This window comes from Streptomyces sp. JLBJ103 (genome assembly GCF_058215575.1).
Genome location: NZ_CM177089.1, coordinates 2,960,379 through 2,980,724 on the forward strand (window position 1 = coordinate 2,960,379; position 20,346 = coordinate 2,980,724).

The window sequence follows — 20,346 nt, forward strand, 5'->3', positions numbered from 1 at the left end:
TAACGAAACCGAGCCGTTTCGCTCGTGGTGTCCATCACAGAACCGAGTTGCTCCCGGTCGCCGAGCCCGAAAACATGGGTGGAGTGAGCGACGCACACCGCGAACCACCCCGCCCTGGCAGCGATCATGACTCCGCATATCTCCGATATCCGCATCTGCACGGCGAGTTGCTCTGCTTCGCCGCCGAGGACGATCTGTGGGTGGCGCCGCTGGCCGCCCCCGGGGAGACACCGGGGCGGGCCTGGCGGCTGACCGTGGACCGCACCCGAGTGGGCCATCCCCGGTTCTCCCCCGACGGCTCGAAGATCGCCTACACCACCTGGCGCACCCTGGATCCGGAGATCCATCTCGCCCCGGTGGACGGCGGCCCGTCCCGGCGGCTGAGCTACTGGGGCAGCACGGACGCCCGGGTCTGCGGCTGGACACCCCCGGACGCCGACGGCCACTCGCAGATCCTCGCCGTCTCCTCCCACGGCCAGCCCTTCTCCTACTTCTCCTGGGCCTACACCCTGTCCACCGACGGCGGCCCCGGCGGGCGGCTGCCGTGGGGGCCGGTGTCCGACATCGCGGTGGCCGATCTGGACGGTGAGCACCGCACCCTGCTGCTCACCGGGAAGCCGCCGCACGAGCCCGCCTCCTGGAAGCGCTACCGGGGCGGGGCGATGGGGCGGCTGTGGCTGCACGGCACCCAGCTGGTGCCCGACCTGGGCGGCCATCTGGACTCGGTGATGTTCGTCGGCGGCCGGATCGCCTTCCTCTCCGACCACGAGGGCATCGGCAATCTCTACTCCTGTCTGCCCGACGGCTCCGATCTGCGCCGCCACACCGACCACGAGGACTTCTACGCCCGGCACGCCTCGACCGACGGCTCCCGCGTGGTCTACCAGTGCGCCGGTGAGCTGTGGCTGGTGGACGACCTCGCCCCGGACGCCGTACCGCGCAGACTGGCCGTACGGCTGGGCGGGCCACGGGCCGGGCGGCGGTCCTACCAGGTGGCGGCCGCCTCCCATGTCGACTCGCTGTCAGTGGACGCCACCGGGAGGGCCAGCGCGGTGTGCGTCCGCGGCAGCCTGTACTGGCTGACCCACCGCGACGGCCCCGCCCGCACCCTCGCCGACACCCCCGGGGTCCGGGTGCGGCTGCCCGCGATCCTGGGCTCCACGGGACGGGTGGCCTATGTGACGGACGCCGAGGGCGAGGACGCGATACAGATCGGGTATCTGCCGCGGGCCACCGAGACCGGCGAACCGCGGCGGCTGGCCGCCGGGAAGCTGGGCCGGGTGCACGAGGTGGAACCCGCCCCGGACGGGACCCGGCTCGCGGTGGCCTCCCACGACGGACGACTGCTGCTGGTGGACACCTCCCCGGACGGGGACGGCGAGGTCACCGAGCTGGTGCGGTCGCTCAACGGTCCGGTGGGCGATCTCGCCTTCTCCCCCGACTCCGCCTGGCTGGCCTGGTCCCATCCGGGCATCGGGCGTTCCCTGCGCTCGATCAAGATCGCCCGGCTGTCGGACCGGACCACGGTGGATGTGACCAACGGCCGGTTCGAGGACGAGGAGCCGGTCTTCACCAGCGACGGCCGCTATCTGGCGTTCCTCTCCTGGCGCGGTTTCGACCCGGTCTACGACGTACACACCGGCGACCTCTCCTTCCCCCTCGGCTGCCGCCCCTATCTCGTACCGCTCTCCTCCGCCACCCCCTCCCCCTTCGCGCTGTCCCCCGAGGGACGCCCCGCGGCGGGCGGGCTCGACCCGGACGACGGCACGGCCGAGGGCGACGGCACCGTCACGGTCGAGGTGGAGGGGCTGCCGAGCCGGGTCACCGTCTTCCCCGTGCCCGCTTCCAAGTACTCCTCGCTGTACCCGGTCAGCGGCGGTGGGCTGGTGTGGCTGCGCTGGCCGATCTCCGGTGCGCTCGGCGAGACGTTCGCCAATCCGGCCGACACCTCCGCCCGCCCCACCCTGGAACACTTCGACCTGGCCAAGGCCAAGCGCACCGAACTCGCCGACGAGCTGGACTGGTTCGCGGTCAGCGGCGACGGCTCCCGGCTGGTGGTCTACGACGAGGGCGATCTGCGCGCGGTGCCCGCCACCGAGTCCGGCGACAGCGACTCCACCGTCCACATCGACATGCGCCGGATCCAGCACACCGTCGATCCGGCGGCCGAGTGGCGGCAGGCGTACGAGGAGGCGGGCCGGATCACCCGGGCCTACTTCTGGGAGCCCCGGATGTGCGGCATCGACTGGGACGCGGTGCTCGACCAGTACCGGCCGCTGGTCGAACGGGTCGCCTCCCCGGACGAGTTCGCCGATCTGCTGCGCGAGGTGATGGGCGAACTGGGCACCTCCCACGCCTATGTCAGCCCCGCGCGGCGCAACGAGGGCCCGGCCCACTACCAGCGCCCCATCGGACTGCTCGGCGCCAACCTGGCCCGCACCAAGGACGGCGCCTGGGTCGTCTCCCGCATCCTGCCCGGGGAGTCCTCCGACTCCCGGGCGCGCTCACCGCTGGCGGGGGCGGGCATCCGGGAGGGCGCCACGCTCACCCATGTCGACGGACGCCCGGTGGATCCGTTCGCCGGACCGTATCCGCTGCTGACCGCCGCGGGCGGCACCACGGTGGAGCTCACTTTCACATCGGCCGACGGGGAAGGGCCGCCGCGCCGGGTCGCGATCGTCCCGCTGATCGACGACCGGCCGCTGCGCTACCAGGACTGGGTGGCCAAACGCCGCGCGGTGGTCCGGAAGTTGAGCGACGGGCGGTGCGGCTATCTGCACATCCCCGACATGGGCGGTTCGGGCTGGGCCCAGTTCAACCGGGATGTACGCCGGGAGATGTCGCTGCCCGCGCTGATCGTGGACGTCCGGGGCAACGCGGGCGGCAACATCAGCGAGCTGGTGGTCGAGAAGCTCACCCGTACGGTGATGGGCTGGGACCTCACCCGCAACGCCCAGCCGGTGTCCTACACCAGCAACGCGCCGCGCGGCCCGATCGTGGCCGTCGCCGACGAGATGACCTCCTCCGACGGCGACATGATCACCGCGGCGATCAAGCTCCAGGGCATCGGCCCGGTGGTGGGACGGCGCACCTGGGGCGGGGTGGTCGGGATGACCGGCCGTCATCTCCTCGCCGACGGTACGGCGATCACCGTGCCGATGAACGCCGCGTGGTTCGACGCCTACGGCTGGGGTGTGGAGAACCACGGTGTGGAGCCGGACATCGAGGTGCTCCGCTCCCCGCTGGACTGGGCCGAGGGACGCCATCCGCAGCTGGGCATCGCGGTCCGTACCGCACTGGATCTGCTGGAGCGCCATCCGGGGGCCACCCCGCCCGACTACTCGGACGTCCCGGATCTGCGGCGCCCCAAACTGCCGCCGCGCGAGGGGAACTGAGACACACCGGCCGCACGGCCAAGGGGCGTGTCCCGCGTCGGACACGCCCCTTGCTGCCCTTCGGCTCCGGCCGGGCGGCGCCCCGGCGTCAGCCGCGGGAGGTCACATCTCCTCGAAGGGCTCCTGCTGTTCCCGCGTCTCCCTGCCCTCGCCCTGCTGACGGCGCTCCTGGCTCTTGGCCTGCGCCTGCTCACGGTCCTGGGGCCGGTTCCGCGGCCGGTCCTGGGGGCGGGCGCCCATGTCCTGACGGGCGCGCTCCTCCATCCGCTCACCGGACTTCTGACCGCGCTGCTGCTGGCGGCTCCGCTCGCCCTGAGCCTTGCGCTTGCCCTGCTGAGCCTTCTCGTTGAACTCGTCGCTCGTGCCCATGAGTGTCACTCCTCATCGGGTGAAGGGGGTCGGGCCCGACCAGAGTTACACGCAGCGACACGCTCCGCATGTCGGATCGGTGTTCATGGAGAAGGCGCAGGTCAGAACGGACCACACAGCGTTACTGGTGACGCTGGGTGCCCGCCGCGCGGGCCCTTTCGTCGGCCGCCCCGCCCTCCCCCAGCAGACCGCCGCGCTCCCCCCGGGTGGCCGCGAGCCGCGGTTCGGCGCGGCGCATCTCCCAGCCGCCCACGGCCCCGATGATCGCGGGCAGATAACCGCGCACCGACTGCGTTCCGCGCAGCCACCACTGCGCGTACACATGCGCCGACCGGCGCTCGATCCCGGCCACCAGCCGGTCCACGGCCGGGCCCAGCGGATAGGTGCGGTTCGCGGGCCAGGGCAGCCGCTGCCGCAACTCCCGCATCACCTCGTCCCGGTCGGCACCGCGCACCATGTCGGTGTCAGTCCAGCTGAGATAGCCGACCCCGACCCGCACCCCGCGGTGGCCCACCTCGGCCCGCAGACTGTGGGCGAACGCCTCGACCCCCGCCTTGGACGCGCAGTACGCCGTCATCATCGGCGCATGGGTGATCGAGGCGAGCGAGGCGATCTGAAGCAGATAGCCACGGCTGGCGATCAGCGCGGGCAGGAAGGCGCGCGCGGTGGTGACACTGCCCAGCAGATTGACCTCGATCACCCGCCGCCAGTAAGTCTCGTCCGTGTCCAGGAACGGACCGGCCTGCCCCACCCCGGCGTTGACACAGACGATGTCCACCGAGCCGAAGCGCTCCACGACCTCCCGCGCGACCCGCGCCATCGCCTCGGAGTCGGTCACATCGGCGCACCAATGGCCGGACTCGGTCATCAGCCGCTCCGACACCCGCTTGAGCCCGTCCGGTTCCAGCCCCACCAGCGCCACCCGGGCACCGCGCGCGGACAGCTTGCGGGCGAGCAGTTCGCCGACGCCCCGTGCCGCGCCCGTCACCACCGCGACCTTGCCGTCCAGGCTCCTGCGCGCACTCATGTCGTCTGCTCCTCCGTGTCGGGGGCTGCTTCCGCAACCGGTTCGGCCGGCTGTCCATGGGCGACGGCGAGGCCGCGGATCACACCGCTGACCGCCGCCGGATCCTCGACCGGGGTCATATGGCCGAGCCCCGGCAGCTCGGTGAGGCCCGTGCACCGCGGCAGCCCGGCCACCAGGGCATGGGCGTGCTCGGGCGGGGTGAGCCGGTCGGCAGTGCCGACGATCACGGCCGCGGTCATGGTGAGTCCGGCGATCCGCGCGTCGAGATCCAGCTCCGCGAGCACATGGGCCCACTCGGCGCGCACGGTACGGGGACAGGCGTGCACGATCCGCGCGCACGCCGCCACCATGGCGGGATCCGCGCCGCGCCCCATCGTCGCGTACCGCAGCACCCGCTTGCCGAGCGGGTTGACCGGGCCGAGCGGGGCGCGCGAACCCAGCACCGCGCGCTGCACCCGGGTGCGCAGCCGCCCGGCGCGCAGCGGCACCACCCGCGCCCGCTCCACCAGCCGTGCGGCGCCGGTGTTGCACAGCACCACCGCGGCGGCGCGCTCGCGCAGTTGCGGACGCCCGGCGGCGGCCATCACCGCCATTCCGCCCATGGAATGGCCCACCACCACGGCGCGCCGCCCCGGCGGCAGCGCCTGGTCCAGCACGGCCACCAGGTCGTCGGCGAGCGCCTCGGTGCTGTAGCCGCCGGGTCCCGGGGCCGGGCTGCGGCCGTGGCCGCGCTGGTCGTACACCACCACCCGGTGATCGGCGCTCAGCCGGCGCAGCACCGGTGCCCAGAAGGCGGTGGAACAGGTCCAGCCATGGGCGAGGACCACGGCGGGGGCGTCCTCGGGGCCGTGCAGCTCGGCGTGGAGCCGGCTGCCGTCGGCCGATACCACGGTCAGCTCCCGCTCCGGGACCGGCGGCGCGTACGGGCCGGAGGCGAAGGGGGCGGGCCGCCGGCTCACCGGGATCCCCGCCCCGCGTCGGCGGTGGAGACGGTGGCCTTGGCGGGCACCGCCGCGGGCCGCAGCACCCTGTACTCGGCCAGGTCCACCCGCCGGGTGACCTTCTTGAACTCGCCGGTGGTCCCGGGCCACAGGGTGGTGTTGCGCCCGTTGTCCAGATACCAGCTGTCGCAGCCGGTGTTCCAGACGGTGCGCTCCATCCGTCGCTGGATCATGTCGTTGTAGTCGCGCACCGCCGACGGCCGGGCGTCCAGCGCGACCTTGCCGCCCAGGACGTCCAACTGCCGCAGATAGTCGGTCATGTAGTTCAGCTGGGCCTCGATCATCAGGATCATCGAGCTGTTCCCGAGCCCGGTGTTGGGGCCGATGATGGTGAGGAAGTTGGGGAATCCGGCCGCGCTGCTGCCGCGCAGCGCCTCCATCCCGCCCTTCCACTCCTCCGCGAGTGTGGTGCCGTTCGCCCCGGTCACCCGGTGGGCGATGGGGATGTCGGTGACATGGAAGCCGGTGCCGAAGACGATCGCGTCGACATCGGTCTCGGTGCCGTCGGCAGCCACCAGGGTCGGACCGCGCACCTCGCTCAGCCCGGCGGGGACCACGTCCACATGCGGCTGGGCCAGCGCCGGGTAGTAGTCGTTGGAGAGCAGGATGCGCTTGCAGCCGATGCGGTAGTCGGGGGTCAGCACGGCCCGCAGCCCCGGGTCCCTGATCACCCGCTTCATATGCGCGGCCGCCATCCGCTCGATCAGCCCGAGTTCGTTCGGCCGCTTGGTGAAGGCGCCGACCTGGAGCTCGCGCAGCCCCCACAGCACCCCGCGGCGCAGCGCGCGGGTGGCCGGAACCTTGCCGTGCAGCCAGCGCTCGACACCGCTGATCCGGCGGTCCATACGGGGCAGCACCCAGGGCGGGGTGCGCTGGAAGAGGGTGAGCCGGCCCACCTCCTCCTGGATGGCGGGGACGATCTGGATGGCCGAGGCACCGGTGCCCACCATCGCGATCCGCTTGCCGCGCAGCGCGAAGCCGTGGTCCCAGCGGGAGGAGTGGAAGACCTCGCCGGGGAAGCCGTCGAGACCGGGAATGTCCGGGATCCGCGGATCGGACAGCGGTCCGGTGGCGCTGACCACCACATCGGCGGTCAGGGTGCCGCGTACGGTCTCGACCTCCCAGTGCAGCGCGGCGGTGTCCCAGCGCAGGGACCGCACCTCGGCGCCGAAGCGCAGATGCGGGCGCAGCCCGAAGGTGTCGGTGACGCGCTCCAGATAGGCGCGGATGTGCCGCTGTCCGGAGAAGTTGCGCGGCCAGTCGGGATTGGGCGCGAAGGAGAAGGAGTAGAGGTGGGAGGGGACATCGCAGGCGCAGCCCGGATAGCTGTTGTCGCGCCAGGTCCCGCCGACGGCGTCCGCCCGCTCCAGGACCACGAAGTCGGTGATGCCCGCGCGGCGCAGCCGGACGGCCGCCCCCAGCCCGCCGAACCCGGATCCGATCACCGCCACCCGTACGTGCTCACGCGTCAGCCCAGCCATGCCGCCGCCTCCCGCAACGCTCGAAACCGTGCCAGCAATCACTGGCACGATGGGAGCGTACGGCAGGGACACAACCGAGCGGTAGGGGCTGTGGACAAGCAAGTTACCGACGGTCGCATCCAACGGCGGGCGCATAGGCTGCCCCTGTGGCGACGAGCGGAGCGGACGAGGTGGCCGAGTACCGGATGGGCGAACTGGCCGACAAGGCCGGTATCACCGTGCGCACCCTGCGCTTCTACCGGGAGCGCAAACTCATCCCGCCACCCCGCAGGGAAGGCCGTATCGCCTGGTACAACGACCACCATCTGGCCCGGCTGCGGACGATCGCGGCGCTGCTGGACCGCGGCCACACCCTGGGCGGGATCGCGGAGTTGATGACCGCCTTCGAGAGCGGCCGCCGGGACGTGGGTGAACTGCTGGGCCTGGACGGGCTGCCGTCATGGTCCGAGGAGACCCCGGTCCGGCTCACCCCGGAGGCGCTCGCCGACTACTTCGAGGGCGAGGTGACCCCGGAGAACCTCAGCGCCTCGCTCGACATCGGCTATCTCCGGGTCGACGGCGACGAGATCGTGCACATCAGCCGACGGCTGCTGGACGCCTCGCACACCCTCGTGGAGCGCGGTGTGCCACTGGCCGCCGTACTCGCCGCCGGACGCGAACTGCGCGGCCATGTCGACGCGATCGCCGACACCTTCACCGCGCTGCTGTGCACCCATGTGCTGGCCGGTCTCATAGCGGAGGCCCCGGACGAACCGGGGCCGGACGAACCGGGGCCGGACGGACCGGGGCCGGACGCCGGACACACCGCCCGGATCAGCGAGACGGTGGAACGGCTGCGGCCGCTGGCCAAGGCCGTGGTGGACGCGGAGCTGTCGATGGCCATGGACCGGCGGATGCGGGAGGGCGTCGAGGCGTGGCTGCGCGAACGGACCGCTGGCGAAGGAGCCAGTGGCGAAGGAGTCGAGGCCGCCGGTCAGTGAGCCGAGCCGTAGGTGACGGTCACCGGGGCGTGGTCGCTCCACCGCTGGTCGTACGCGGCGGCGCGCTCCACGACGGCCTTGAGCGCCCGTCCGGCCAGCCCGGCCGTCGCGAGCTGGTAGTCGATGCGCCATCCGGTCGAAACAGAGTTCAGTACGATCCCGACCATGACGAACCAACTTCGCGCGTTAAGCGCCATCCGGCTGTCTGTCAGAACTGACGAGACAACGTCACCAAGCCGTCAACGCGCTGCCAACTCCAACGAGGCTGCCCGCCGTGGAGCCGTCATCGTCGGTGAAGCTGAGGACCTGGACGTCTCAGCGACGAAGACGACGCCCTTCAACCGGCCGGAGCTGGGCGCCTGGCTGGCCCGTCCAGACGACTTCGACATGATCATCTGGTGGCGCATGGACCGCGCCGTCCGCTCGATGGCCGACATGGCGGAGCTGGGCCGCTGGGCAAAGGACCACGGGAAGCTCTTGGTCTTCGCTGAAGGTCCCGGCGGCTCCCCGCTCGAACTGGACATGCGCACCGTGTCGCCTGTGTCAGAGCTCATCATGATGATGCTGGCCTTCAGTGCGCAGATGGAGGCCCTGGCCATCAAGGAGCGCGTCACAGGCGCGCAGGCTGCCCTCCGCACGCAGGGCCGATACTCCGGGGGCTTGGTCCCATACGGGTACGAGAAGATCAAGAATCCCGACGGCGAAGGCTTCAAGCTGGCCCCCGACCCGGAGGCAGTGAAGGTTCTGTCCGGCATCATCCGGGACGTCCTGGACGGCCAGTCCCTGACCGCCGTAGCCATGGCGCTGAACGAAGACGGCGTGCCCGTACCCAGGGATTACCAGGCCATCAAGGCGGGCCGTGAGCCAGGCGGGACCAGGCGAGGCCACAAGATCGAGCGCTTCCGCTGGACTGCGGGCACCTTGTCGAAGGTCCTCCGGTCCTCTGCCCTGATGGGGTACCGCATCCACCAGGGAAAGCCTGTCCGGGACCGCGACGGAAACCCGGTCCTGATCGGAGAGCCTGTCTTGACGCGGGAAGAGTTCAGCGTCCTTCAGGACCACCTCTCCACGCTGACTCCTCAGAAGAACCGGACCCGCAAGGACACCCAGGCCGTGCTCCTGGGCGTCGCGAAGTGCCGTGGCTGTGGCGGGAACCTGTACCTGTCGAAGCGGGCCGGAGGCAGCGACTACAACTGCCGAGCGACAGCCCGGGGCGACCGCTGCCCTTCCCCTGCTGGCATCCGCGCTGACTGGCTGGAGAAGTACGTGGAGGAGGAGCTCCTGGCCCGCATCGGCGGTATGCAGATGACCAAGGTCATCACGCACAAGGGCTACGACCCGACGCCGGAACTTCGGGAAGTGGAGAAGGAGCTGAGGGCCCTCTACGCGGACAAGGAAAGTCGCAAATCCCGAACCGGGCGCATGATCTGGCAAGAGGAGGTCGATGCCCTGGAGCGGCGCGCGGAGGCTCTGGAAGCAACGCCCCGGACGGAGGTCCGGACTGAGGTCGTGGAGACAGGCGAGACCTACGCCTCCTTCTGGGCCCGGCATGACGCTGCTGGCCGCCGTCAGCTCCTCCTCGACGCTGGCGCACGCGTGACCGTGGCGAAAGGCCGTTCAGGCGGAGGGGCTGAACGGCTGAACGGACCGGACCCAGCGCGGCTGGCGTTCACGATCGGTGTGCACGCGGACCCGTACGCAGCGGCCCTGGAAGCCGTGGAAGAGGAGGAGCGAGCGTCCCGCTTCGCCTGAGCTGAAGACAGCACCACGACAACATCCAGTAGGCGCCGGTCCGGACATCAACTTGCCGGAAGAGACCGGACCGGCGTCCGCCCTTGAGCGGAAGGTCCATCGTAATGTCCGAGTCCCGTACCCACCTCCAGGAACTGGCTGCGCTCCAGCGACAGGCAAGCCTCCTTTGGGCCCAGATCCTGGGCGGCCAGGACACGCCCCGCCTTCGTGAACGCGTGATGCGCCTGGAGGCGGCCCAGGCCGCGCTCCTGTGGGAGGCGCCCCAGATGCTGGCCGCGTGCGGATCGTGCGGCCGAGTGCCGGAGGCGTTGCCCGCCGCGTGAAGGAGGCGCCGCCGCTGACGGCGGAGGAGTGACTGGGGGTCGGCCCGATGGGGTCCGGCCCCCTTCAGTCGTCTGGGAGCCGTACGGCCCGCTGAGAACCGTTCACGATGCGGCTGGGCCCCCAGCGCGCGACTCCTGGCGTCGGAGCGGGGCGCCTACGGCGGAGAGACCCCTGGCTCCTTTGGCGTGTCAGACCTCCAGACTTTAGAGGGCCCTGACCTGCATAGTTCTTATATTTTTTTGAATGAATCACCTAACAAATAACTCCTACGTGGCTTCTGTTCTTGGGGCTTAGCCAAGTAGGTGTTTCCACTCCAGCGATTCAAGAACAGCGCCCCGCGTCGGCCGTCTCCGCGGACCTCCGGCCAGCCTCTTCCCCAGACGCCGTACGCGCCTCCCTGACGGCCTCCAGCGCCCTCCTGGCTCTGGGTCTCGGACGCCCCGCCAGGGCCCCGTACGCGCCCGCCTAGGCCACTCCCGGCGGAGCCTGGCCGCCTCCGTCGTGAACGCCAGGCCCTCACCTGGCCCGCGTGACAGCGTCCGTGGCGCATGGCCGTCCGGCGCTGCGCTGACCCGCTGGCCTGGCCGGTCTGCATGCACGACCTGGGGTTACCGGCAGTGGGGGAGGTCCTCACCTGTAAGGGAGTGACGGGTACTCCCCTCCTCCCTTGCGGCTGTCCCTGCCAGGACCTCCCAGCCGCACACCTGACAACCGCTGGCGCGCAGCGGTATACGAAGCAGCGCGCAACTGGCCCCGGTCGCACGGGTCCGCGTCTCCGAACCCTGGCAGGGGGAGACAGCGGGCTGTGCGGCTGGGGCCTTCTTCATGCCCAAACTCCGGGGCGCTGGCCGGTCAACCCAGCGCGACCTCCTTCGGGATGGCAAGGGCCCAGGGCCAGCACATGGCAGCGGAGTAGCTACCGCCGCCGCTGGTCCTGGGGAGCCATCCACGAAGTCCCCAACTGCCGTACCCGTGAACGGAGTTCACCCGTGCGTAACGACCCACACGACGACTTCGATGGGACCTGTCAGGCCCCTGGCTGCATGAACGAGATCCCGACGCCTGAAGGTCGACTCCGCCGACGCCAGCCGCCCGGCATGACTGACGCGAAGGACGGCCGCTCACTCCGCGACCAGCGCCGGACATGCTCCGCACGCTGCCGTACCGCGCTGTCCCGCTCCAGGCGCGAGAAGCCGCGTCCCCTGGTCACATGCAAGCTGTGCGGCCAGCCGTTCCTCCAGCGCGGCAGGGGCCGCCGGACGGTCTGCCCCTACGAGGACGCGGACAGCTTCTGTCAGGAGCTTCAGGACGAAGCGGAGGACGCGGAGTCCATCCGCCTGTCAGAGCTGGGCGAAGTCGTCTGTCAGGGCCCTGGCTGTGAGGAGCCGATTCCGTACGCGGGCCGTGGCCGCCCTCCGAAGTACCACTCCGCAGCGTGCCGGACGCGCTCCTACCGCTCGACCCAGAAAGGGGCCTGATCAGTGAACGACACCCTGACCTCCGCCGTAGTCGAGTCCATCGCAGCGACCGGCATCCGGAAGGCCCGCCAGGGCTGGACCCAGCACGGCCAGCCGATCCACGCCCTGGACATCCAGGACGCGGCAGTCTTCGCGCTGAAGGCGCACAAGGCCCGCGCCACGGTCAGGGCCGTGGAGGACGTGAAGCGCGAACTGGCCAGCGCTTGGCCGGAGTCAGTCCCTACCGATCAGGCTCCCGCGCCTACGTCGGCCACGCTGTCCATGGAGGCCGCACTGATGTGTTGGCGCATGAGCATGTACACGCTGCGGCGCGACGCGTCCGGCTGGCACCTGGGCGGGCGCCCGCTCCAGTTCGAACAGCTCCGGAAGCTGGCCTCCGGCTGGGCCGTGGCTGTCGCGGAGGCGAACGGCCTGGGTGGCGACTACGCGCCCGACGTCCGGAAGGTCCTGGCCGACCTCCGCAAGCTGGTCCGCGACGCTGCGCCGCGCTGACCTCTGGTCCGTCCCCTTCACGGGGCGGGCCTTCCGGGGCGCCAGGCGCCTCAACAGGGGCGTCTCCCGCTCTGCCGAAGGAACGCACCTTGAACACCTCCCCTTCCCCTGCCGACATGCCGCCCCGCACCCCTTCGCCGGACGCCCTCCAGCGCCAGACGATCCGCGACCTGATCACCGGCCTGGCTCTGAAGCTGTCCGACTCCGCCGACATCGACCTGGACGGCCTGGAGGTCCTGGCCAAGTTGCTGGATGCCCAGACACGGGCCCAGGAGGCAACGCTTCGGCGGACGCAGTTCTACGCGGCGAGGGAGGCCCGTACGTGACCCCTGCCCGTCCCCAGGACCTGGAGCACCTCCCCAGCCTGGCCTACGCCCTGCCGTTGGTGGCCGCCGCCCCTGTCCGCCAGGCCGCCCCTGAAGCGCGCCTGGCCCCCTCTCCCCCCTCTTGAAGGAGCTACATCCGCATGCCTGAGCACGTTGACGTCACGATCCTTCCGCCCGCTGACCTTCTCCCGGAGCCCGTCCGCCCTCTCCTGGAGGCCCGGGACGACGCGTACGACCGCTGGGTGGACTTCGAGTCTGAGCATCACGCGTTGCTGTCCGACCAGTGGGAGGACACGTACGAAGCGCGGGACATCCTGGCCGCCGCTGAGGCTGTCACGGCAGGCAAGGACCCGCTGAAGATCAAGTCCGAACTGGCTGAGGCCCGGGACCTGCGCCCGCGCATCGTCGGCGCTGCCCGAGCCCTGGTGAAGGATGTCCGCGCGAAGGACGCGGCCCTGGCCGCCGCCTTCCGGAAGCATGTCGGGGAGTTGGCGCCCGCCGCGGCCCAGCGACTCCAGGAGGCCGCGAAGGCTTACCAGGAGGCATATGGCGCGCTCATGGCCGCCCGCGCTGTCTTCGGCGCTGCCGCGGACTTCCGTCGCTACGTATACGCCTGGCAGGGATCAGGCCGCCCGGACTACTACGAGTCTGCGGGCGTCGTGCGTGCTGACGGCCTGTCCCCCCAGGCTGCGCCCGGCCTCCAGGAGGTCCGGGAGGTCCTGGAGTCCTTCCGCACCGCCGGACTCAGCGATGACGGCCTGACGGACAGGGCCCCGGACCGCCTGGTTCGCGTCCGAAGCAAGGCGAACGGCGCTGTCATGCATCTGGCCGCCGACCAAGCCGCCGCCCTGGGCAACTCGATTGAGTACGTCGACCAGGAGGACACGCCGGACGCGCCCGCTACGGACGACATTGCCGACAGCACCTCTGGCGCCTGACCAATCCACAGCGGGGCCTGGGTAGTTGACGCTGCCTGGTCCCCGCGCCAGACCCTGGAAGGAGGACCTCTGTGAGAGTCCGTGTGGCCCCCTCCCGTCACCTGATCCTGAAGGACCAGGAGTACAGCGAGGGCGACGAATTCAACGTGCCCGACGATGCCGCCGCTACCTGGCTGCGTACAGGTCTGGTCGTCCCCGCTGACGGCATCTGGCCGGACGGCCTGGACGGCGGGACCTGACCGTGGACCCTGGCGCGCGCCTGGCCGACAGCGGACGCGCGCCCCCTCTCGCTGCCTGCCTCCTGCCCTGGTTTTGGTACCAGGCCCCGGGACCGCTGGCCTCTGTGCCTGACCTGAGTGCCTTCACGATGCGCAATGACGCGCATCGTCGCAGTTCAACGGCTTGATCAAGGTAACTGCGCAGGTCAGGGACCCGGGGGGTGACCCCCAAGGGGGTAGGGGGCCCGGAACGCGGGGGAGGTCTCCGCATGGTCCGGCAACCAATCAACCCCAATACGCGGCCCAGCCGCACACACAGAGTGAAGGAGTCCGCCGTGGCCAAGCCGCGTAACCCAGGCGCCCGCCACTCCCGCTACGGCACCCGCCGCCAGCCTGGGAGAGCCCAGCCGACAGCATCGATCACGCTGCCCGTGGAGACGACCCTGGACCCGCCGCCCGCTCCCGACGGGGTCGAATGGACGGACGCCCAGCAGGCCCGCTGGCGAAGCCTTTGGACGTCTCCCCAGTCGTTCATGTGGGACGAGACAGCAGCCGGGACCGTGGCTGTCCTGGTTGTCTACGAGACAGCGCTACTGTCCGGCGCCGCTTCCGCCTGGCAGGCCCAGGAGTACCGCTACGCGTCGGAGGCCCTGGGCCTGACACCGAAGGCGATGCAGACCCTTGGTTGGAAGCTGGAGGGCACGGAGTGAACCGACGTCAGCAGCGTGCCCGCGTGACCGCCGTGCCGACCGTGAACGCCAGCAAGCCGGAGCCACCGCTGGCCAGCGTTCGCGCCCGCCTGGCAGCCCTGGACGGCGGCGGGTATGACTACGAGACCTCACGGCGCCAGAGCCTCCTCCATGAGGCGGGCCTGGACTGGCGGACCTATCTGGCGGACTGGCCGACGCCCAGCGTCGTTTACGACCATGAGGCCCGCAGATTCCGGATCAAGGGTGACTCCGGCTGGCTGGCGCCTCACGAGTGGCTGGCCCTCTGCCAGGAGCGCGCCGCGTGACCGGCCGACCAGCGGACAAGCCCCCGACCCTGGCGGACATCCTGACCGTGATTCGCGAGGTCCGGCGTGACCAGGCCGCCGCCCGCCGCACTCCTGGCCGCCCTGTCGTCCGCGCTGGCCACTGACAGCCCGTTCCCCTGTCCGCTGTCCGTCCTGGCTGCGAGGCTGGCCGCAACGGCTGACCACCCTGTCCACGCTGGCCGCCGATGTGCATTAACGACAGTTCCCCGCAGCGAAGTGCCTGATCAGAGCACACGGACAGCGAAGGACGACGTCCACCTGGTCCAACTTCCTGGCCGCATAATGAAGGGCCCCTGACCGCTCCTGTCCGGAGTGGCTGGGGGCCCTTCTGTCGTTTGCTCCGCCCTGTCCGCGTCTACCGGCTGGCGCTGTCCACCTGGCCGCTAACGGTGGCCGCGCTGTCCGCGTCGCTGTCCGCCTCGTCGTTAACGGTGGGCGTACTGTCCGCGGCCTTGTCCGCGTGGCCGGTCACCCTGGCGAGTATGGCCGCCACTTCCCGGGCCTCCCGTTGACGGGCTGGACGACAACGGGGACAGTCGCAGGCGGGCCACGTCTGGGAGTAGAGAGGGTGCGTCATCGCGTCGCCTCCTTAATGGAAGCCGCGTCCTCCTCGTTGTCCATGTCCGGCAGCCGCTCCGCTCGGAGGCTGGCCACCTTCGCCGCGTCCTCGACAGCGTGTGCCAGATATCGCAGCGCGGTCCGCAGTTCCGCCCCGCTGGCGGCTGGGTCGTCGGCCAGGGCGCGGGCCCGCGCCGCGTCAGCCTTCGCTGACTCGATCAGCTCCGCTTCCATGATGTCGGCCAGACGGTTCACGATGCCGTTGCCGGGGGTCACGAAGGCATCCCTCCCGTCAACAGATGTCCAGGGCAAGCGCCGTAGGCTCTCCATGTCGTTCGCTCCTTCGTAGCGATCGGCCACGCCCCGGGACGCCTGCCAGCGTCGCCGGGGTCCTCGCTCGCCAGCCTCCCCTCCCTCAGCGATGACAGATGGTGACTGGGTGGTGACTGGGTACGCTGTCACCATGACGGGCGGGGATTTTGCACAGACCGTGAGCGCTGCGCTGAAGGCTCGTGGCATGTCGATTCGTGGCGCCGCGCGGGAGCTGGTCTACGACCACGCCTACCTGTGCCGCGTGCTGGCCGGTAAGCAACTCCCTTCGCCGCAACTGGCGGAGGCCCTGGACAGGCTCTTGGACGCTGGCGGGGAGCTAGTGAACCTGGCCGCCAGCCTGGCGGAGGACGAAGGGGGCCGGGTCGCTTACGCCATCGATCACCCGTCCCGTATCGACGGTCGGGCGGTGAAGACTCTGGGGGACATCCTGGCGGCACAGCGGAGGTTGGATGACACCCTGGGCCCCTCCCCGCTCATCGGGTCTGTGGAGGCCCAGACAGCCACGCTCCTGTCCTTGCTGAAGGACGTACGCGGACCCCACCGGGACGCCCTGGCGGAAGTGGCTGCCGAGTCGGTCCAGTTCGCTGGTTGGCTCTACGCCTCCACGCGCCAGGACGCGAAGGCCGTGAAGCGGCTGACCGAAGCGGAAGAGCTGGCCGACGAGGCAGGGTCCGGCACGCTGGCGGCCCAGGCCCTGAACTTCCGGGGATACATCGCGCGACAGCAGGGCAACCCCCGCGGCATGGTCCGCTGGTTCTCCGCCGCGTACTACACGCCTGGCGCCAGCGCGCCTCAGCGCATGGGCGACGCTGCCCAGGTGGCTCAGGGCCTGGGGGAGCTGGGGCAGACGGACGCGGCCCGCAGACTCCTGGACGAAGCCATGGCGCTGTCCGACGCTGCCCAGGACCAGCCGCCGGGTACGGCGTACTGGCTGACCCCGAACTTCCAGCGGCTGAATCTGGGCCTGGCCCACCTTGGGCTGAAGGCGTACGCCGATGCAGCGGACCACATCCGCGCCGGACTGGCGGGCCTGCCCGCCGACCAACAGAGGGCGCCGTGGACGAAGGAGCACCGGGACGCCCTGGCCCAGGCTGAGGCTCACTGCTGAAGGTTCCGACCTGTCTTCGGCGTCCTCCTGGTCCGTCAGTCAGTCCGGCAAACGCCACTGCCCGGTATACGTCGGTAGGAATGCGGAGCCTATCCGCTGGTGAACGACAAGAACTGGGCCCCTGGCTTCAACCAGGGGCCTCATGTATGCCGTAAGTCACATAGGAGCGTCTAGCGGTTGAACACGACTGTCACCGGAGCATGGTCTGACCAGCGCTCTTCGTATGTAGCGGGCCGCTCCACGTACGCCTTCACGGCACGGGCAGCGAGACCCGGCGTTGTGCAAACTAGGTCGATGCGCCAGCCCGCGTCGTTGTCGAACGCCCGGCCCCGGTAGGACCACCACGAGTAGGGACCCTCGACCTCCGGATGCAACGCTCGCACCACATCCGCGTATCCCGCCTCGTCCAGCACCCGTGACAGCCAGGCGCGCTCCTCCGGAAGGAAGCCCGACTTCTTCCGGTTGGCCTTCCAGTTCTTCAGGTCGGCCTCCTGGTGGGCGATGTTCCAGTCGCCGCACACCAGCGTCTCCCGGCCACCGGCCGCCGCCCGCTCGCGGAGCTCCTTCAGATACGGAAGGAACTCCGCCATGAAGCGCTCCTTCTCGTCCTGCCGCTCGGTGCCGACCTCACCCGAGGGGAGGTAGAGGCTGCCGACGGTCACGCCGGGCAGATCGACCTCCACATAGCGGCCGCTGCCGTCGAACTCCGAGGACCCGAAGCCGACCCGCACCGCCTCCAGCTCACGCCGCGCGTACACCGACACCCCGGCCCGGCCCTTGGCCGCCGCCGGGGCGTGCACCACATGCCAGCCGTCCGGCTCCCGTACGGACTCGGGCAGCTCATGGGGTTCGGCCCGTACCTCCTGGAGGCACACCACGTCGGCCGCGGTGCCGTCGAGCCAGGGCACAAAGCCCTTCTTGGCCGCGGCGCGCAGCCCGTTCACATTCACGGTTGTCACGGTGAGCACCACGGCACGATACGACAGAAAAATCCCGAGTCGGCCACCATCGCATAAACGCACGATCACCCGCATGAATATGCGTACTGCCGGGAGGGCGGTGGGGAGGCGACGGGACCCGCTCCGGCCAGGGAACGGTCCCGTCCCGCACCGCTCTCACCCCTTGGTGTCGAACTTCTTGCTGATGGCGTTGAACACACCCTTCGCCTCGGTGCCCAGATGCGGACCCGCGAGCCAGGTGTGCCCGGAGGAGCTGATGGAACTGTTGGAGACCAGCACGGTCTTGCCCTTGTGGTTCACGAACCAGCCGCCACCGGAGGTGCCGCCGGTCATCGAGCAGCCGATCCGGTACATCGTCGGCGAGGTGGGCGAGAAGGACAGCCTGCCCGGACGGCTGGTGCAGTTGAACATCTTCGCGCCGTCGTAGGGCGGCGCCGCCGGATATCCGTACGCCCCGATCGAGCTGACACGGTCCGCCGAGGGCGCCCCGAACCACACCGGCACCGCGGCCCCGACCGTCTCCTGGAGCGACTTGCCGCCGCCGTTCTCCGGCTTCACATGCAGCACCGCGAAGTCATAGGCGGAACCGATCCCGCCGGTCTTGCCGCCGGTGTCGATCCACTGCGACGAGGTCTGCGACCAGTCGGCCCACCACACGCCGTACGGGCTGACGTCCCGCTGCGCGGCGGTCTGCGTACTGCGGGCGGACAGCCCCTTGTCGTTGTACGACGGCACGAACACGATGTTGCGCATCCAGCCGCCCTTCTTGCCGGAGTGCGCACAATGGCCCGCGGTCCACACCAGGTTGGACTTGCCCGGATGGGCCGGATCCTCGACGACCGTGCCGGAGCACACCATCGGCCCGTCGGGGCTGTCGAAGAACACCTTCCCGACGGGCGCCATGTTCTGGTGGTACGGCCGCGAGACCTGCTTGGCCGGCACGGCGGGCGGCTCGGGGTCGGTGCCTGGCTGGTTCTGGCCGGTGGTCTGCGCGGAGGCGGTGTGCGGCGCGTCCTCGGCCTTCGCCATCCGGGACGGCTGCCAGAAGTTCTTGATGACGGGATTGGCGAATTCGGACGCCTTGCGCGCCCAGTTGTCCCAGTCCTTCCAGCCGCCCTCCTTCCACTCTTTCAGTTCCTCCAGGCTTGTAGGGACGCCCTCGGGCAGCTTGATCCCGTCCTTGGCCTGCTGATCGCCGCTGGAGTCCGAGGCGTTGGTCCCGGCGCCGGCCTTGTCCTCACCCGGTCCACAGGCCGAGGCGGAGACCGCGAGCAGTGCGGTCACCGCGGCGGCCGCCACGGCGGAACGTCGTATGAGTGGCATGAAGCCCTATCCCCCTGAGTTGTGCTGTGTGCTGCTGTGCTGTGCGGTGGTGCGGTGGTGCGGTGGTGCGGTGGTTTCGCGCCACGGTCCACTGCCTGGAACAGGCATCTACTATGCCTGGGCTCCCGTCCGGGACCCTCACCCGTGGCCCGGCCCGCACACAACACGAACGCCGTCCGCACGATTCCATGACATCGAACGGCTGAACGACACCATCGAAAACAGGACATGGGGGAGGTCTGTCCCCGAGGGGAGTCGCGGTCCGGTCTCCGGGTCGTTTCAGGGCCGGGCCCTGAGGCACACCACCGCCGGTAGCGCGACGGTGGAGGGGTGTTGAACCATCCGAACCACAAAGAGCCCGAGCACGGGCGCGAGCACGAGCGCGGCCGGAAGCACCCGAGGGCCGCGTGGTCGCGCGGCCGGCGCGTCCGGCGGACAGCCGCCGCGGTGGGCACCCTGCTCGCGGCGGCCGCCGCCACGGTCCTCCCCGCCACCGGAGCACACGCCATCGCGGGCGGGGACAAGGTCCATGACGACCGTGAGGCGCCGTGGATGGCGACCCTCGCGGTCAAGGGCGACGCACCGCTGCTCCAACGCGCCTCATGCGGGGGCGCGTTGATTGCCGCGACCAAGGTGCTCACCGCCGCGCACTGCGTCACCGTCGACGATCTGCCGCGGAGCGGCGAGTACCACATCGGCGCACGGGTGCTGTCCGGGGATCCCGGCCGGGTGGCGGGAATCGCGGGCGTCGCCGTCCACCCCCGCTACCGGCTGTTGCCCTCCCCGCAGGACCCGGACAACCCCGCGGCCTCCAGCGCGGCGTACGACATCGCGGTGGTCACGCTCGACCGCCCGGTGCGCGGTGTCCCGACGCTCCCCGTCGCCCGTACCGCCCCGTCGTCCAGTGCCACCGCCACCCTGTACGGCCATGGCCTCACCGGCCCCGCCACCCGTGGCGACGTCCTGCGCCGCGGCACCTACCGGACGCGGCCGGACGCCTCCTGCGCCCCGGCCGCCCCGGCCCCGGTGGACGGCGCATCGGTCCTGTGCGGCACCGGCGGGCGAGCGGCGGCCTGCACCGGGGACAGCGGCAGCCCGCTGGTGGCCCGGCGGCACGGCGGCGTTGAGGCGGTGGGCGTCTTCAGCTTCGGGATGGAGACCGCGGGCAAGCCCTGTGGTTCCCCGGGCCCGAACTTCTTCACCGATGTCGCCGCCGTCCACACCTGGCTGACAGCGAAGACGGCCTGA

At 70.5% G+C, this 20,346-nt stretch carries 22 protein-coding genes and 1 pseudogene; 14 read left to right on the forward strand and 9 right to left on the reverse strand.

Annotated elements, in window-relative coordinates:
* The first annotated feature begins 74 nt into the window (after positions 1–74).
* Complete coding sequence (locus tag AC4BEG_RS12710) at positions 75–3,395, forward strand: S41 family peptidase (protein ID WP_490706001.1); 3,321 nt, start codon at positions 75–77, stop codon at positions 3,393–3,395.
* A gap of 102 nt (positions 3,396–3,497) precedes the next feature.
* Here AC4BEG_RS12710 and AC4BEG_RS12715 read toward each other — a convergent pair whose 3' ends face one another.
* The 4 genes from AC4BEG_RS12715 to AC4BEG_RS12730 form a co-directional block, all read right to left on the reverse strand.
* On the reverse strand, positions 3,498–3,764 hold the full coding sequence (locus AC4BEG_RS12715) for a hypothetical protein (RefSeq protein ID WP_490706002.1): 267 nt from the start codon (positions 3,762–3,764) through the stop codon (positions 3,498–3,500).
* Positions 3,765–3,885: 121 nt separating this feature from the next.
* Positions 3,886–4,791: an SDR family oxidoreductase gene (locus AC4BEG_RS12720; protein WP_490706003.1), complete on the reverse strand. Its 906-nt coding sequence runs from the start codon at positions 4,789–4,791 to the stop codon at positions 3,886–3,888.
* Complete coding sequence (locus AC4BEG_RS12725; RefSeq protein WP_490706004.1) at positions 4,788–5,750, reverse strand: alpha/beta fold hydrolase; 963 nt, start codon at positions 5,748–5,750, stop codon at positions 4,788–4,790. Before AC4BEG_RS12725 ends, AC4BEG_RS12720 begins: the two co-directional genes overlap by 4 nt.
* A complete protein-coding gene (locus AC4BEG_RS12730) occupies positions 5,747–7,273 on the reverse strand; it encodes a flavin-containing monooxygenase (RefSeq protein WP_490706005.1) in 1,527 nt (508 codons plus the stop codon). Before AC4BEG_RS12730 ends, AC4BEG_RS12725 begins: the two co-directional genes overlap by 4 nt.
* 185 nt (positions 7,274–7,458) lie before the next feature.
* On the opposite strand from AC4BEG_RS12730, the gene AC4BEG_RS12735 reads away from it, so the two are divergent.
* Complete coding sequence (locus tag AC4BEG_RS12735; protein WP_490707073.1) at positions 7,459–8,253, forward strand: MerR family transcriptional regulator; 795 nt, start codon at positions 7,459–7,461, stop codon at positions 8,251–8,253.
* Here AC4BEG_RS12735 and AC4BEG_RS12740 read toward each other — a convergent pair.
* Positions 8,247–8,390 (reverse strand): annotated as a pseudogene (locus AC4BEG_RS12740) (exodeoxyribonuclease III); the annotation flags it as partial. The gene AC4BEG_RS12735 and the pseudogene AC4BEG_RS12740 sit on opposite strands and share 7 nt — an antisense overlap.
* Positions 8,391–8,418: 28 nt before the next feature.
* Here AC4BEG_RS12740 and AC4BEG_RS12745 point away from each other — a divergent pair.
* From AC4BEG_RS12745 to AC4BEG_RS12790, 10 genes are all read left to right on the forward strand, one after another.
* Entirely contained in the window at positions 8,419–10,005 is a 1,587-nt protein-coding gene (locus AC4BEG_RS12745; RefSeq protein WP_490706006.1) for a recombinase family protein, read from the forward strand.
* 104 nt (positions 10,006–10,109) lie between these two features.
* The gene (locus tag AC4BEG_RS12750; protein WP_490706007.1) at positions 10,110–10,328 is read left to right on the forward strand and encodes a hypothetical protein; all 219 of its coding nucleotides are present in this window, start codon (positions 10,110–10,112) and stop codon (positions 10,326–10,328) included.
* A 1,098-nt stretch (positions 10,329–11,426) separates the two neighbouring features.
* On the forward strand, positions 11,427–11,807 hold the full coding sequence (locus AC4BEG_RS12755; RefSeq protein ID WP_044571081.1) for a hypothetical protein: 381 nt from the start codon (positions 11,427–11,429) through the stop codon (positions 11,805–11,807).
* Between the two features lie 3 nt (positions 11,808–11,810).
* A complete protein-coding gene (locus tag AC4BEG_RS12760; protein ID WP_044571085.1) occupies positions 11,811–12,299 on the forward strand; it encodes a hypothetical protein in 489 nt (162 codons plus the stop codon).
* A gap of 89 nt (positions 12,300–12,388) precedes the next feature.
* Positions 12,389–12,625, forward strand: a complete 237-nt coding sequence (locus tag AC4BEG_RS12765; protein ID WP_209468715.1) for a hypothetical protein — start codon at positions 12,389–12,391, stop codon at positions 12,623–12,625.
* Between the two features lie 140 nt (positions 12,626–12,765).
* Entirely contained in the window at positions 12,766–13,563 is a 798-nt protein-coding gene (locus AC4BEG_RS12770; RefSeq protein ID WP_044571089.1) for a hypothetical protein, read from the forward strand.
* A 71-nt stretch (positions 13,564–13,634) separates the two neighbouring features.
* Positions 13,635–13,802, forward strand: a complete 168-nt coding sequence (locus AC4BEG_RS12775; protein WP_209468714.1) for a hypothetical protein — start codon at positions 13,635–13,637, stop codon at positions 13,800–13,802.
* 314 nt (positions 13,803–14,116) lie between these two features.
* A complete protein-coding gene (locus tag AC4BEG_RS12780) occupies positions 14,117–14,491 on the forward strand; it encodes a phage terminase small subunit (protein WP_245388059.1) in 375 nt (124 codons plus the stop codon).
* Positions 14,492–14,514: 23 nt separating this feature from the next.
* On the forward strand, positions 14,515–14,796 hold the full coding sequence (locus AC4BEG_RS12785; protein WP_044571091.1) for a hypothetical protein: 282 nt from the start codon (positions 14,515–14,517) through the stop codon (positions 14,794–14,796).
* On the forward strand, positions 14,793–14,921 hold the full coding sequence (locus AC4BEG_RS12790) for a hypothetical protein (protein WP_281062708.1): 129 nt from the start codon (positions 14,793–14,795) through the stop codon (positions 14,919–14,921). The genes AC4BEG_RS12785 and AC4BEG_RS12790 overlap by 4 nt, the downstream gene beginning before the upstream one ends.
* A 251-nt stretch (positions 14,922–15,172) precedes the next feature.
* Here AC4BEG_RS12790 and AC4BEG_RS12795 read toward each other — a convergent pair whose 3' ends face one another.
* Both AC4BEG_RS12795 and AC4BEG_RS12800 read right to left on the reverse strand, forming a co-directional pair.
* Positions 15,173–15,310: a hypothetical protein gene (locus AC4BEG_RS12795; protein WP_209468713.1), complete on the reverse strand. Its 138-nt coding sequence runs from the start codon at positions 15,308–15,310 to the stop codon at positions 15,173–15,175.
* An 80-nt stretch (positions 15,311–15,390) separates the two neighbouring features.
* Entirely contained in the window at positions 15,391–15,735 is a 345-nt protein-coding gene (locus tag AC4BEG_RS12800) for a hypothetical protein (protein ID WP_490706008.1), read from the reverse strand.
* Between the two features lie 157 nt (positions 15,736–15,892).
* Between AC4BEG_RS12800 and AC4BEG_RS12805 the strand changes: the two genes are divergently transcribed.
* Complete coding sequence (locus AC4BEG_RS12805) at positions 15,893–16,816, forward strand: NsdA family TPR-like regulatory protein (protein WP_490706009.1); 924 nt, start codon at positions 15,893–15,895, stop codon at positions 16,814–16,816.
* Positions 16,817–16,986: 170 nt separating this feature from the next.
* Here AC4BEG_RS12805 and AC4BEG_RS12810 read toward each other — a convergent pair whose 3' ends face one another.
* Positions 16,987–17,784, reverse strand: coding sequence for an exodeoxyribonuclease III (locus AC4BEG_RS12810; RefSeq protein WP_490706010.1), 798 nt, complete (start codon positions 17,782–17,784; stop codon positions 16,987–16,989).
* A 147-nt stretch (positions 17,785–17,931) separates the two neighbouring features.
* Complete coding sequence (locus AC4BEG_RS12815; RefSeq protein WP_490706011.1) at positions 17,932–19,098, reverse strand: trypsin-like serine peptidase; 1,167 nt, start codon at positions 19,096–19,098, stop codon at positions 17,932–17,934.
* 333 nt (positions 19,099–19,431) lie between these two features.
* Between AC4BEG_RS12815 and AC4BEG_RS12820 the strand changes: the two genes are divergently transcribed.
* A complete protein-coding gene (locus tag AC4BEG_RS12820; protein WP_490706012.1) occupies positions 19,432–20,346 on the forward strand; it encodes a S1 family peptidase in 915 nt (304 codons plus the stop codon).